This is a genomic window from Cyclobacterium sp. 10D3-21 (assembly GCF_055809755.1).
In genome coordinates this window covers 4,627,065-4,642,409 of record NZ_CM147924.1, presented here as the reverse complement: position 1 = coordinate 4,642,409, position 15,345 = coordinate 4,627,065, and the positions used below count along the sequence as shown (strand labels likewise).

General features: G+C 41.3%; 10 protein-coding genes. 6 read left to right on the top strand and 4 right to left on the bottom strand.

What is annotated here, in order from left to right; all coding sequences use genetic code 11:
* Positions 1-70: 70 nt before the first annotated feature.
* Positions 71-3,571: a VCBS repeat-containing protein gene (locus AC0L7T_RS17970; protein ID WP_473337193.1), complete on the bottom strand. Its 3,501-nt coding sequence runs from the start codon at positions 3,569-3,571 to the stop codon at positions 71-73.
* 180 nt (positions 3,572-3,751) lie between these two features.
* Here AC0L7T_RS17970 and AC0L7T_RS17965 point away from each other — a divergent pair, with 180 nt between their 5' ends.
* The 6 genes from AC0L7T_RS17965 (at position 3,752) to AC0L7T_RS17940 (ending at position 12,319) form a co-directional block, all read left to right on the top strand.
* Positions 3,752-5,071: a PQQ-dependent sugar dehydrogenase gene (locus AC0L7T_RS17965; RefSeq protein ID WP_473337190.1), complete on the top strand. Its 1,320-nt coding sequence runs from the start codon at positions 3,752-3,754 to the stop codon at positions 5,069-5,071.
* Between the two features lie 268 nt (positions 5,072-5,339).
* Positions 5,340-6,149 carry a sugar phosphate isomerase/epimerase family protein gene (locus tag AC0L7T_RS17960; protein ID WP_473337189.1) on the top strand — a complete coding sequence of 270 codons (810 nt, stop codon included), beginning with the start codon at positions 5,340-5,342 and terminating at the stop codon, positions 6,147-6,149.
* Positions 6,150-6,442: 293 nt separating this feature from the next.
* On the top strand, positions 6,443-9,241 hold the full coding sequence (locus AC0L7T_RS17955; RefSeq protein WP_473337187.1) for a DUF6797 domain-containing protein: 2,799 nt from the start codon (positions 6,443-6,445) through the stop codon (positions 9,239-9,241).
* Between the two features lie 278 nt (positions 9,242-9,519).
* Positions 9,520-10,392: a cysteine hydrolase family protein gene (locus AC0L7T_RS17950; RefSeq protein WP_473337186.1), complete on the top strand. Its 873-nt coding sequence runs from the start codon at positions 9,520-9,522 to the stop codon at positions 10,390-10,392.
* Positions 10,393-10,481: 89 nt separating this feature from the next.
* Positions 10,482-10,970, top strand: coding sequence for a hypothetical protein (locus tag AC0L7T_RS17945; protein WP_473337184.1), 489 nt, complete (start codon positions 10,482-10,484; stop codon positions 10,968-10,970).
* Positions 10,971-11,062: 92 nt separating this feature from the next.
* On the top strand, positions 11,063-12,319 hold the full coding sequence (locus AC0L7T_RS17940) for a 6-bladed beta-propeller (protein ID WP_473337182.1): 1,257 nt from the start codon (positions 11,063-11,065) through the stop codon (positions 12,317-12,319).
* Between the two features lie 138 nt (positions 12,320-12,457).
* Here the strand turns inward: AC0L7T_RS17940 and AC0L7T_RS17935 are convergent, their stop codons facing one another.
* Genes AC0L7T_RS17935 through AC0L7T_RS17925 form a run of 3 tightly spaced genes read right to left on the bottom strand, consistent with a single transcriptional unit; the run spans position 12,458 to position 14,301 of the window.
* Positions 12,458-13,258: a TPM domain-containing protein gene (locus tag AC0L7T_RS17935; RefSeq protein WP_473337180.1), complete on the bottom strand. Its 801-nt coding sequence runs from the start codon at positions 13,256-13,258 to the stop codon at positions 12,458-12,460.
* A 6-nt stretch (positions 13,259-13,264) separates the two neighbouring features.
* Positions 13,265-13,699, bottom strand: a complete 435-nt coding sequence (locus AC0L7T_RS17930; protein WP_473337179.1) for a TPM domain-containing protein — start codon at positions 13,697-13,699, stop codon at positions 13,265-13,267.
* An 11-nt stretch (positions 13,700-13,710) separates the two neighbouring features.
* Positions 13,711-14,301, bottom strand: coding sequence for a LemA family protein (locus AC0L7T_RS17925; protein WP_473337178.1), 591 nt, complete (start codon positions 14,299-14,301; stop codon positions 13,711-13,713).
* Positions 14,302-15,345: the final 1,044 nt, after the last annotated feature.

The following is a 15,345-nucleotide window of genomic DNA, read 5'->3' as shown; positions in this document are numbered from 1 at the left end:
TATTTTATCTATATTAATCCTGACAATAGTTTGATCCTTAGTCACTAAGGGGTTTATCTTAAAAACTAAATTAAAGATGGTGCTCCTTTATTGGAGTACCGTCTTTATCATAATAGATAACCTTAACAAGGTTAGGCTCAGGAAAAATATGGTTTGTATGTTGACTTAAATAAGCCGATCCATAATAAAATTCCTTTGCCCTTAACCGACCATTTTTAAAGTAAAGCATGGCTTTTTTAGCTCCATGAACCTCTGGCAAGGGGGAATCCATGGCTTTTTTCCCATGAAAATTGATCCATTGGGTAGGCTGGTTGTTTTTAGTGGCAATATGAAAAAATTCCCTTTTTGCGCTTAAATAAACAGGAGCAACTGCCCTGATATCTCCACCCAGCCCAAGCAATTGCTCTTTTACCCGGATTTTATCATCCGCTTCAAATTCCATCAATAAGCCGTAAGCGGCATCATAGGACCCAGTGATCACTTCCGCCTGGTGAAAATTGCCAGCCAAAAAAACTTCCATCAATCCATCCCCATTAAAATCCCCTGCTTCAATGCCAAAGACAGGTGAAATTTGGGCCATATTTGGCAATGCGATGCTTTCAAACCCTTTGTCTCCTTTATTTATTAGAAGGGCTGATGCAAAAGTATTTATGGTTAAAGTGTTTTCGGTTTTTTCTACAAAATTTTTACCTAAAAGAGAAGACAGTTCAGCCTTTCCATAACTGTGAAAGTCGGGAAATTTCTTTTTTAATTGGGGGATTTGCTGGAACAAATCATCCCGTGGGTGGATGGGAAATCTTTTCCCATTTTCAACAAAGGAAATGATGGATTCCAAGTTGCCATTCTTGTCAAAATCTCCCCAATGGATCTTAAGAGGACTTTCTACGCTGGTTTTATACCTGCTATTCAAGCCGAGGTTTCCTATGATATAATCTGTCAATCCATCTTGGTTTATGTCTGCAGCTGTGATACTGTTCCACCAGCCTGAACTCGATTTTATTCCTGGTAGGCCTTCTTTCAAAACCAATTTCCCCAGTTGATTTTCAAAAAGCGTGATATCCATCCATTCACCTACCAAAATCAAATCCGGCCAATTGTCTCCATTGTAGTCCGTCCAAAGGGCGGCTGTTACCATGCCTATATTTTTCAAACCTGGTGCCACCAGATCAGCGACTTCGGTAAAAGTGCCACCCTTATTTTGAAGCAGCTGAGAAGTTCCGGGTAATGGGTAGGAATTGGGTGACAGTCTACCTCCAACGAAGAGGTCCATATCGCCATCTTTATCAAAGTCTGCAGCTGTCACACAGGAGCCACTTGCTGAAATTTCGGGTAGTACAGTTTGTGCCCGTTCATATTTTCCCTGACCATCGTTTAAATACAACCGGTCCTGATAGTGCGCTGATCCAGCTTCAAATTCATTCCCGCCAGAAACTACATACAGGTCCAGGTCCCCATCTGAATCCACATCGAAAAACAAAGCGCCCATGTCCTCAAAATTGCTGTTATCGTCTGGTAGTGGGGTCACATCAAAACCTGAATCCTCTTGTTGGGAAAAGATCACTCCAGATTGCCCAAAGGCTCCGCCGATAAAAAAATCATCCAATTGATCCGCATTAATGTCGGCAACCGCTATGCCTGGCCCAAGTTGCGAGTGTTTGTGAGGCAATAATGGCTGTAGGTTGAAATCAGCATAAAATTTTTCCTGGTGATTAAAAATGGGCAGTGTTTCTGGCCGTTCTTCTGCTACTTCTAATGGATGCGAATGGGATGGCACTTTAGCTTTTTCCTTCTCCAATTCCTTTTTGTTGAGGGTGAGGACCTGCTTACCAGGTAGGGCGTACAATTGATTCACTTGTCCATCCGGCCATTGGATTTGCAGCGAATCAATTTGTTGCTTGTCTCCAAGTCCGAAATGTATGGTTTCGGTTACAGAGGACTGGTAACCTCTTGTTAGATAATGCTCATAATATTGCAATTGGCCATGGGCATAAAGTTTTATTTTTGTTCCCAATGCCTGCAGGTTTCCTTTGTTTCCTACCAGTTTAATTTTTAAATATTGGTTTTTACTGTTGTCCTGGCCATTGTTTTTATAAACCGTAGCCCTACTGTAGGTATTGTTGATGACAAGGTCCAATTGGCCATCGTTATTTAGGTCGGAAAATACCATGCCACTGGAGTATCCAGGTTTGTCGAAGCCCCAATCTATTGATACATCTTTAAAAGTGAGGTCTTGGTTGTTTTGAAACATGAAATTTCCAAGGTGTGCCCCTTCCAATTTTTTAAGCTCTTCAAAAATTGCTTTACTATTTAATTGATGAAAATTAGACCTGTAATCAACGAAATCTCTATTGGTGATGTCACGGGGGTAACCATTGGTAATGAATAAATCCTTCCAGCCATCATTGTCCCAATCAGCCCATAAAGGAGCCCAGCTCCAGTCGGTAGCAGAGACGCCTGCCAGAAAGCTGATTTCAGAAAACTGTGGCAAAGCTTCCGCATTTATTCCCCGGTTCAACTGAAGGGTATTGCGCATAAATTGGGGTTCATAGCCACTTTTAATTTCTGAAGTAAATCGATCGTGCCCCGTTTTGCCAAACATCAATTTTTGACGGTAATTAGTAGGAGGGAGCATGTCCACTTCTATAAGATCTATTTTCCCATCATTGTTAAAATCAGCAACATCGTTGCCCATGGCGGAATAACTGGTATGTTGAAATACATTTCCTGCCACATTCAAAAAAGTACCGTCTTTTTGGTTCAGGTACAAAATGTCATTGGAGAGGTAATCATTGCTAACCATAATATCTGGCCAATTGTCTTCATTGAAGTCCGCAATGGCTAAACCTAAGCCGTATCCCTCCAGGGTAATCCCACTTTCTTTTGAGACATCACTGAAAGTTCCCTCTCCATTGTTTTGGTAAAGCTTGTCGGTATTTAGCATTTCACCATTGATCCTTTTGGGACGAATAATATTTGGCCCTGTTACGTCAGTCATGTTATTCATCAGGTACATGTCCAGGTCTCCATCCCTGTCATAATCAAAAAAGGCAGCTTGGGTGCTAAACCCATTGTCTGCCAGGCCATAGTCTGCTGCTTTTTCAATAAATTTAAAATCCCCAACATTGATGTACAATGCGTTCTTTCTTTTTATTGCTCCATAAGGGCCTGAAAAGCAAATGTAAATGTCTCTTAAGCCATCCTGATTGATGTCAACAATGGTTATTCCAGTAGCCCATTTTCCCTCAGTGGCTACCCCTGAACCTGGTGTTTTATTTTCAAACGCAAAGTCACCTTTATTGGCATAAATCTCACAATTCCCCATATTGGAGGTGAATACAAGATCATCTAGACCGTCATTGTCAAAATCTGCAGCAGCCACGCCTGCTCCGTTATAAAAATATTCAAAGGTAAGTATATTGAAAAATTCATCCTCCAGCAGTGTGTTTTCAAATGCAATGCCTGTGTGAGAAATCGGTAAAGCTGTAAAGCGGTTTCTTTCCTGACATGAATTAAGACCCAATAGAAATAATACCAGGCATGAGCTTGCAATAAGGGAGGGGCTGTTTTTCATTCACTAAATATTGGCATAAGCCGTTTACATTGAAGTAAAACTTCATTTTTTTAATGCCTAAATTTAATGATTAAGGTATAATTTGGTTTGTTTTTGATCGAAATATAAGGTACAATATTTGTGGCAAATGATGTTTAGCGTTATATTTAAACATTAACCACCTTAAAACCATAATTAAACATGAAATATTCAAATTTAATTTTATTTACTCTCCTTTGTGGAGGCCTGCTTTCGGGATGTGGCGGCCCTACAGAAACTGCTTCAGAAGATCCTTACTTTACAGCAGATGACGATCAGGGTGGATTGAATCTGGGTACTGGATTTCAGTCCTATGTAATTGCCGAAGATCTGGGAAGAGCCAGACACCTGGCCGTAAGGGAAAATGGAGATATCTATGTAAACCTTAGGGAAGCGAATGACCAAGGTGGAATTGCTGCAATTAGAGATACTGATGGAGATGGCAGGGCGGATGAGATTGAGTATTTTAGCGATTTTGGCGGTACCGGAATGGCTTTCTACGATGGAAATCTATATGCTTCCAATGACAGCACTATATTTAGGTATTCTTTTATTGGAGACAATTTATTGCCCGAAAATGCAGATGCTCCAGACACAATTGTTTCTGGCTTGCCTGTACAAACTTCACATGCAGCAAAATCCTTTACCTTTGATGATAAAGGGAACCTTTATGTGAATATTGGTGCCCCATCCAATGCTTGTCAGGAACAAGACAGGACCAGGGATTCTCCCGCCATGGACCCATGTCCTCTTCTAGAAAGGCATGGTGGAGTATGGCGTTTTGATGCAACAAAAGTCGGTCAGACACAATTGGAAGATGGCCATAGATTTTCTACTGGTATACGAAATGCTGTAGCATTACAATTCAATCCCCTTGACGGAAATGTGTATGCAGTGCAACATGGTCGGGACATGTTAAACGGATTGTTTCCGGACATGTATACAGAAGAGGAAAGTGCTGAACAACCTGCAGAAGAGATGTTCAGGCTAAGCGATGGGGCTGATTTTGGCTGGCCTTATTGTTATTTTGATCCATCACAAGACATCCGTGTGACTGCCCCAGAATATGGTGGAGACAGAAAAAGTACCGACAGATGTGAAGGAACTGAAGGACCTATTGCTACTTTCCCTGCACATTGGGCACCTAATGACCTGTTGTTTTATACAGGAGATCAATTTCCTGAAAGCTTCAAAGGAAGCGCACTTATTGCTTTTCATGGTTCCTGGAACAGGGCTCCTCTGGGACAAAAAGGGTACTTCGTGGCCATTCAACCTTTTGAGAATGGAGACCCTGCAGGAGAATATCAAAGCTTAGCGGAGGGCTTTGCAGGTGTAGATACAATAGAAGCGCCAAGCGATGCCAAGCACAGACCAACAGGCCTTGCAATGGCCCCTGATGGCACCGTAATAATCTCAGATTCTGTCACCGGAAAGATCTGGCGTGTATTTTATAAGGAAGACAAATCCATGGCTTCAAGATAGATTTCTGCCTAACTTTAGCCAGTACATAAAAAGGGAAGTGTTTTCAAACACTTCCCTTTTTATGTTCCTATCCTTCTAAAACTTCTCAAATCTCCCCACCCAACCCGTCATTGCGAACCTTTTCTGGAGGCTTTGAGGGTGGGAAAAGGTGTGGCAATCTCGCTATTCTGGGATCAGAATTTAATCGTGTCTTCCTTCTGGATTTTTTATCTACTCCCTAAATCTATAAATTGGCCCCGAATTAGAAATGGGATTAACACCAATAAAAATGACTATCAAATTTTATGCTCCACTGTGGGGAAATACCTTGCCTTTTGAAGCGTTTTGTAAAAATGTCAAAGAAGCAGGATACGATGGTGTGGAAATGGATCTTCCTTTGGAGAACAAGCAAAAGGATAATTTGCTGGATATCCTGAAAGATCATGAACTAGAGTTGATTGGCCAATATTTTCAATCTTTTGAAACCAACCCAAAAGCCCTTTTAAATTCTTATGAAAGGTACCTCAATCATCTAATAGCAGCAGCACCAGTCCTTATCAACTGCCAAACAGGTAAGGATTACTTCGATTTTGAAGACAATTTGCCTCTTTTCCAATTGGCCGATAGGCTTTCAAAAGAGTCAGGAATTCCCATTACCCATGAAACCCACCGGGGGAAATGTTTGTATGCCGCTCCAATTGCTAAGAAGTACTTAGAAAACATTGCGGAATTTCGCCTTTGTTTGGATATTTCCCATTGGTGCAATGTGCATGAATCGTTGCTTGAGGACCAGGAGGACATTGTCAATTTGGCAATTTCCAGAACAGATCATATCCATAGTAGGGTAGGGCATGCAGAAGGGCCACAAGTAAATGATCCTCGGGCACCAGAGTGGGAAAATGAATTGTCTGCTCATCTCAATTGGTGGGATAAGGTTGTCCAAAGGCATAAAGAACAAAATACCACGTTAACCATCAATACAGAGTTTGGACCTTTTCCTTATATGCCGACACTACCGTTTTCCGAAATGCCAGTTGCCAATCAATGGGATATCAATGTTTATATGATGAATTTACTTAAAGACAGGTATAATAAATAGCGGGGCTACTTCATTTATTCCAATCACTAAAAACCATTCCTAATATTACCGGTAGATATTATTTTTTGTAATTAGCGGTTTTGGATGTAATTTCAACGCTAGATAACCAAATGGGTCGATCGGTCGGGGAAAATACTGTAAAACCGGCGAATACTAATTGGTGGAATTGCACAAATAACCCAAATTGAAATGGCAATGAAAAACTGATTTTATTATTTTTTCAGCAGCTGTCTTCAAGCCCAATAACCTAAATTTAACTTGAAAACCTATTAGCTAAATTGTATAACTTAGAAATGAAACACACTGAGACTGTTGCCATGTATTTTTTTCAATGGCCGAAAACAAGAAATTTTTTTGCTACACTTTCCATAATATTATTGATGCTATCGGCATGTGGTGAAGCTGAAAAGGAAAACTTGATAACTTCAGTAAATTTTGAAGATCAAAGTTTTGCCCCATTTGTGGAGCCTTCCTTTCCCTACATCACAACATCTTTTGATGGAAGGGATTTGGGAGCCGGTTTTCCTGAAGACAATATCTCTGCCCGCGTTTTGGCCATTAAATTAGGGAATGATGCTTACGCATGTTTTGATACGGATATGTTGCGTTGGTCGGTGGCCTGGACTGGAGACTTTATGCCAATGGTAACCATGGCTCAGGTTTCCTATGCTGATTTTCACAATAAAGGGAACCAAATCCCAAAAATAGGAGGAGATCCTAAACTCGCCACGGGCGTTTACCCAGGTTGGTCCATTGGTGAGCCATCGGTAAAAGACCCAAGAAAACCATCACCTCATCCTGACAGTCCTGCATGGGGAGCCGTACCTGCTGAAATAGGCAGGTATGAAGGTGTTTATCCAGTTGAAGACAAAGTTATACTTTCTTATACAGTAGGGAATACCTTAGTTTACGAATTGCCGGGCAGCCTTGTTCATGAGGGACTTCCCGTTTTCAGCAGAAGATTTGCCATGGCAACTTCTGACAAAAAGACTTTTCTAATGGCTGCTGAAATAACCGATATCACCAATGTAGAATTGACCGACAACCAGGTTTTGGTGTATCATGGGGATAAAGTGACATCCATGGGACTAGCCAATGGCAGTGAAGGGGTTACCCTTTCCGTTGAAGACAATAGGTATTTGGTAGTGGAAGTTGCAGCGCATACTTCAACAGTAGATTTTGAATTATTGCTTTGGAATGGTGAAGCTTCCGAAAAAGATAAATTTAAAGAGGTATTGGTTAATGAATTGTCTACTCTTCCTGATTTTGAAAAAGGAAGCAAGCCTTATTGGGAGGATGAAGTACTGACCAAGGGCCAGATTTCACCTGATACAGCAGCATTTGTAACAGACCGATTGACATTGCCAGTGCCAAATCCCTGGAAACGAAATGTTAGAATGGTTGACGTAAGTTTCCTTAACGAATCTGAGGCAGCCATGGTCACTTTTGAAGGGGATGTATGGAAAATAGCAGGGATAGATAGGTCTTTGGACCGTTTGGTGTGGACCAGAGTTGCTTCCGGACTTTATGAGCCCCAAAGTATAGAAGTGGTAAATGGTGAAATCTATGTTTACGGTAAGGATGGCATCACCCGACTACATGACCTGAATGGTGATGGGGTGGCTGATTTTTATGAAAATTTCTCCAATATCATGGCACAATCTATCGAAACCCGTGAATGGGCCAGCGATATGATGGCTGATCCAAAGGGAGGTTTTTATGTGGCCAAGTTTGGAGCCTTGGATATGGGACCTGAAGCCTCCTCACCTAAGGCCCTAATGGGGTTTAGATCAGCCTCAAATGACGATGGATCTGTGCTAAAAGTTTCAGCAGATGGGAGAAGTATTAGTCAGTTTGCAACTGGATTTAGAGGGCCTTATCTTGGGATTCATCCTGAAAAAGGTTGGTTAACAGGTTCTGACCAGCAGGGGCATTATATGCCATCTACCCCCATTATGCTGATTAGAAAAGGGGATTATTTTGGGGTTCCTGCTACTGCTCATAGGGCGCCTATTCCTGAAACGACTCCTCCTATCACCTGGATTCCCCACGGTGAAGACCGTTCAGGTGTAGGTCAAATTTGGGTTACTTCGGATCAGATGGGCCCACTCAATGGTCAAATGCTTCATTTGTCATATGGTAGACCAGGATTGTTTTTGGTGAAAGTGGACAGTGGTTCATCCGTAGTACAAGGAGGAGCATCCGTGATTCCCGGCATTTTTCCGGCACCTACCATGAAGGGTACGGTTAACCCTACTGATGGCCTTGTTTATTTTGCAGGATTCTCCCTATGGGGACACAATTCTGATGCTTTAAGCGCCTTTCTGAGATTGAGGTACACGGGTAAGGAAAGTTTATTGCCTGTAGATTATAAAGTTCGTGATGGAGGAATATTATTACGATTTGGTCAGGAATTGGATGAGGCGACAGCCAGCGATTTGGCAAACTATCAGGTCAAAAGATGGAACTACCTGCGAACAGAAAAATATGGTTCAGGGCATTACCAATTGGATGGAGAAGTAGGTGAGGAGAACTTGCCAGTATTGGCAGCCCACCTGTCCACCGACAAAAAAGCCGTTTTTCTGGTTGTTCCGAATATTGCTGTTGTCATGCAAATGGAGGTAGCCTTTGACCTTAAAACAGTATCCGGCACCTCTTGGTCTGACAAGGTTTGGATGACCGTAAATGCGGTTAACGAAGCAAATCTCAAGTCGGATGGATTTGAAAACCTTAATCCTGCAGACCTGATCGAAAACTTTGATCCGACCTTATTGGCAGGTGAAGAAGAAGGAAAAGCAGATGCAATCAAAGGAAAAGAAATATTCTTGAAATACGGTTGTATTGCCTGTCATGCGATTGACGACAATGTAGCGGGCAAAATAGGTCCAAGTGTAAAAGGACTCTATGGCGCCAAAAGAGAGTTTAAAGATGGCACAACTGCTATTGCAGACGATGCTTATATCAAAGAGTCCATCGTTGACCCAGGTGCGAAAGTAGTAAAAGGCAGAGAAGGGGAGATGCCTTCCTTCCTGGGCTTACTTTCTGATCAGGACATCGAATCTGTTATCTTGTATTTCAAAACCTTAAAATAATTTGGTAAAGATTAGCTAAAACAGTTTGCGAAAAGCAATCGTAGTTTTTTTAGCTCTCTATCCTATTGCAGAAAAAGCGCACATAAATTTATATGTGCGCTTTTTTTATGATAAATTTAGTAGCTCATTTACTTTTAGTAGTTTGTTGATTGTCAATCGGTTCTTATGAATAAAAAGGCAGAAATTCTATAGCTTTATATTTTAAAACATTAAAGTAATAATGTAAATTGGAAGTAAAAATTGATATGAGACCATTGTTCTACTTAATATTCCTTTGTTTGCCAACTATAATTTTAAGTTGCCAATCTGCTCAGAAAGAGGAGCAAAAATCCAATGCTGTAAGTGAGGTAAAAACGGTATCAGTTAACCTAAGAAAAAAAGTAAAGTCAGAGAGTGAAGCAAATAGCTGGGAAGCGGTTGACTATACTGAATCCTGGGACCCTAAAAAGACGGCAATCATTGTGACCGACATGTGGGACAGGCATTGGTGTGAAAGTGCTACGCAAAGAGTGGGCGCTTTGGCTCCGGTCATGGATAAAACCTTGCGCAATGCCAGGGAGATGGGAGTGACCATTATTCATGCTCCAAGTGGAACCATGGATTTTTATAAAGATGCACCGCAAAGGAAGGCAGCAATGGAAATTCCAAGTCATAAGGCTCCAGAAGGTTTTCCTATCAATGATTGGTGCTATCTGGATGAAAACAAAGAAGCTGCCCTACCCATAGACGATAGTGATGGAGGCTGTGATAAGCCATGTGCGGATGGGGAGCCTTGCGAAGAGATGACCGCATGGACCAGGCAAACAGCCGATATCAGTATTGAAGACGAAGATTTTATCACCGACCAGGGACAGGAAGTTTACAATATTATGGTTGAAAACAATATAGACCATATTGTGGTAATGGGGGTGCATTTGAACATGTGTGTGCTGGGAAGGCCCTTTGCTATCCGGCAGCTGGCCAATCTTGATAAAAATGTGGTGTTAATGCGGGACATGACCGATACCATGTACAATCCGGAAATGCCTCCTTATGTAGACCATTTTGAGGGAACTCGTTTGGTGATAGACCATGTAGAAAAATACTGGGCCCCTACAATGGTAAGTACCGACTTTACTGGAGATACTGCCTTTGCCTTTAATGAGAATTAGTGGAGAGGTAAATGGGAAACTTACCCTTTTTGATAGAAACATCAATCCCCAAATAGTTTAATTCACACGACAATAAAATTAAAACCAAAATGAAATTTACCCCAATTTCAATTGAAGAATATGTAAAAAAGCACTTGAAAAACAACCCAAGTGAAAATGAAAAAGATTTAAGGAAACGGCTTGAAACGGCATTAGCTGATTATAAAAAAGGAGTCAAATGTTCCTGTGGAAATGACATTTGGGTAATCGGTTCTGCAACCCTTGGGAACAGTTGTTTTACATGTATTACTGGGGAGAGCCAGCCAAATGATGATTATGAAATTGAGTCAGCCATTGTACCAAAAAAGGACGCCAAAGGGCGAAGGCACATCGACGATATCCCACCAACCGAAATAAATGGCTTCTTTGATGATGATGGGTATGAAATTAATATGGATTTAATTCAAAAACCATCTTTATGTATTTCCTGTATCAATAACGATAACCCTCATGAAGAAATGCTATGTAATATGACCCGACATGACCAAGAAAACAAGAAGGAATTCATTTGTTTTGCCTATAAAGAAAGGAGTGGATGATAATAATATAGATATTAAATATTTAATGAGCAAGCGGGGGGAGTCCCACTCAAGTAATGTAGTTTTAACTTCATTCAATAACGATTAAAAACATGTTCATTTCCCAAATTGCTCTTACTTATATTTGCCATCATAAAGTAAACCTTAACCATTTCAACCACTGTTTTTGGCTATTGGGGTGCTTGTTTTTATTTATTATAAGCGGTTGTAATAAGAATACGCAAACTGAAAAACAAGAGGGGGGAATAGAACTGGTTACTGTAGATATTTCTCAATCCCGAGCCGGGAAATTATCTGAATTTTTTGCGCCTGAAATCTCCTATATTTGGTTGGAAGATGATTCGGAGAAAGCACAACTTAATGCAGGATTACAACAAATACTATTTCATGGAGATAAAATTTATACCCTTGATGTGTACGGTTGCAAGTGCATTTCAATTTTCAATAAGTCAGGTAAGTATTTAGGAAAGATTGATGCTTATGGGGAGGGGCCTGGTGAATACCTTATGATTGATGGTTTGACAGTTGTAAACGAGGAACTGGTCTTGTTAGGGGTTTATCCCGGAAAAATAATGTGGTTTAGCCCGGAAGGGGAGTTTCTACGTGAATTGACCTTAAAAGCTCCCTTTGGCCCGGGTGTGTTTTCTGAATTTGAAAACCGCTATTATTTGTACAGCTCCGCTAGGAATACAGGAGCGTTTTTTGTCCAAACATTGAATGAAAATTTGCAGGATACCATCAATTTCTTGTCATACCACCCCGAAAGACTTGAAAGTGAGATGTCTGGTAGGAACTATTTTCAAAAAAGCAAGCAACATCTTTATTTTGGGATGACTTTTCTCGATACGATTTTTCAATTCCAAAATCAACAAATGGTCTCCAAGTTTACTTTTGACTATGGGAATTATGGTCAAGATCTTGAACAATTAAAGGGCTTGGAATTAGGAGACAGACTTAAGCTTATTAATAGTCGTGCAAAACTATACTTCCAAGGTCGATACCATGTTTCCGAAAAACAGCTTTACACCATCCTCAGTTACGAAAAGAAAGTTTACAACCTCTTTTATGACCGGGAGGAATCACAATCCCATTTGATTGAGGGTAATCTAATAAATGATATCGATGAAGGGAATGATCTAAAGTCAATAGGATATGGTTTTGAACCGGGGAAAGTGGGGACAAGAATAGCTGGTAAAGACCTTTACCAGACATTGGTAGAAAAGAAAAAGCAAATGGGGAGGGCTGATTTTGAAAATTGGGCTAAAAGTAAAGGTAGAAACTTTGCAAAAACAGCCATGGCTGCAAAAACTTCCGAGAACCCAGTGCTTATTGTTTATACGCTGAAGTGATATTTCTTTAATTGATAGGATATGCCGCTATTGAAAAAGTGAACCCGTAAGTATCACGAGAACAGGAAACCCTGGAAGGGTGAAAATTATTTTTACACGGGCCTGAGCCCGTGTAAAAATAAGATAAGTGCCAAAGCACTACCAGCTTCCGCCTGCACCGCCGCCGCCAAAGCCACCGCCACCGAAGCCGCCGAAACCACCTCCGCCACCACCGCCGAATCCTCCTCCTCCAGAGGAGAAATCTCCGTATTTGCCACTGCTACCTCCGAGCATATTGGCAAGCATTAAGGTGGTGAAGAGCCCTACACCACTACGTTTTCCACCCATATGGTTGTTGTTGTCGTTTCGGTTTCTGATTAAGGAGAGAATCACAAAGCCTACGATCAATATCAGAAACAGTGGCAAGCCTCCTCCTGGTTTGTCCGCGGAGCCCATGTCTTCTGCCTTGTACTCGCCTGAAGCAAGCTTAAAGATCATGTCGGTGGCCTGATCCAAGCCGGTATAATAGTTTTCCGTTCGGAAGTTTGGTACAATCAGCTGATCAACAATTCGCTTCGCCAATGCATCAGGAATCGCACCTTCCATGCCATAGCCGGTGGCGATAAAAACCTTGCGGTCTTTCATCGCTGCCAATATAAGAACGCCATTGTCCTTGTCTTTTCTGCCTATTCCCCATTTGTCACCCAGTTGGAAAGCATAATCACTGATGTCATAAGGCCCAACAGAACTGATCAAAACGATGCTGACCTGCGAAGAAGTGCTGTCGTTATAAGCCACAAGCTTGCTTTCCAGCTGTCGAACTTCATTGTCAGAGAGGGTCTTGGAAAAATCATTCACCAGACGAGGTGGGTTGGGTTTTTCAGGAAAATCCCCTTGCGCCCAGCTCGTAAATGAAAGTGCCAGTAATAAAATCGAAAAGAAAAGGTTTTTTTTAATCATAATGGCTTATTCAAAGGAAATTTCATCAGGGAGTTCATTGATGTCTCCTTCTTTGTCGTAAGGAAAATGTTGTTGAAGTTGTTGACCGGACATTTCTATGCCTTTTCTAAGTCCTTCAGTGAATGCATGTGATTTGAAATGAACGAGCATTTCTTCTTTGATATTTTCCCAGAAGTTTTCGGGAACCACCTTGTTGATGCCTGCATCTCCGAGAATGGCAAACTTATGGTCCACCACTGCAAGATAGAAAAGCACCGCATTGCGCTGGGCAGTTTTGTGCATCTTGAGTTTCTCAAATACTTCAGCAGCCCGGTCAAGCACATCGCCTTTACAGCTGTTTTCGATGTGCACCTGAATTTCTCCTGAAGTTTCCATTTCTGCATTCCTAATGGCATCTGTTATAATGGCACGGTCTGCTTTACTAAATAATTTTTCGGCCATAATAAGTGTATTTAAAATTCTACGGTTGGTGCATTTTCAGATCCTGCGGAAGCTTCAAAATAGCCTTTGCGCTCAAACCCATACCATCCAGCAAATATATTGTTTGGGAAAATCCTAAGATTTGAATTGTAGCCCTGTACGGATTGGTTGAAGTTTCTTCTTGCTACCGCAATCCTGTTTTCTGTTCCTTCCAGTTGCGCTTGCAATTCAAGAAAGTTTTGATTGGCTTTCAGGTCAGGATACCTTTCTACGGCTACAAGCAGCCTGCTAAGTGATCCGCTCAATTGATCCTGTGCACCTTGGAATTTAGCGATGTTTTCGGGTGTAAGGTCATCAGCCTGCAAGGTGATAGAAGTCGCTTTAGCGCGCGCTTCGATAACACCCGTTAACGTTTCTTGTTCAAAGTCAGCGTATCCTTTTACCGTATTGACCAAATTGGGAATCAGGTCAGCTCTTCGTTGGTATTGGGTTTCTACTTCAGCCCACTGACCGTTGATGGTTTCTTCGGTTTGCACAAAGGTATTGTACACGCCTACGGCTTTGGAGTAAACAATGAACCCGATCACTGCGATGATGGCAATAGGAATTAATACTTTTTTCATGGTAAGGATATTTATAAAAACAATGAAGTTATATGACGTAAATTTTGGCCTGAGGTTTCCCTGATTGGGTTTGTTTTCAAGAAAATCAGTACAAAAGAAGCAGATTTTGCCATTTAAGACAAGCTTTTTCGTTCGACAGCCAAGGTGATTTTCCTCCCAAACTTTTTAAAACATTTGGATAGGCAAATTTTGCCACCAAATTTGAAAACACAGGAAAGGCTGTGATAGTTTCCTATCCTACAAATGTTGTGTAACAAAACAAAGCTACTTCAATTATTTCATAAAAAAGCCAATGCCAAAATTAGCGTTTTTGAAGGGTAGTAGCGAATTATAGGAAAAGGCTATGTCTTAAGTGGTTAGCGTATTTACTGATTCTTGTGTTGGATGTCTTGTCTCTGGCCGGTGTCTTCATTTCTTTCGCTGGTGTCTGAGCCTGTCGAAGACAGCGGAACCGAAATATTTATAACCCCACACATAGGGTTCTGAGCGGAGCCGAAGCAAGCGGAGGCGATGACAGCCATTACAAATGGCCACTTTAAGAATCCTTTTCTAAATTCAATTGAACATTGATATAAAGGTGTAATTGCAAATTACACCTAGTAGGGTTTGTAGATGACGTTGACTCGTCATTGCGAGGGGTAGGATTACTTATTTCGGTTTATTAATGTGAAATATCCCGAAGCAATCCACGACCAGAAGAGATTGCTTCGTCGTACCTCCTCGCAATGATGGATTGCGTTTGCATTGTCGTGTTTTCTTGCAATGACGTATGGCGTTTACATCGTTTCACTTTCTTGCAGTGACGTTGACTCGTCATTGCGAGGGGTAGGAATACTAATTTCGGTTTATTAATGTGAAATATCCCGAAGCAATCCCACGACCAGAAGAGATTGCTTCGTCGTACCTCCTCGCAATGACGGATTGCGTATGCATTGTCGTGTTTTCTTGCAATGACGTATGGCGTTTACATCGTTGTACTTTCTAGCAGTGAGGTTCACTCGTCATTGCGAGGGGTAAGATTGCTTATTTCGGTTTATTAATGTG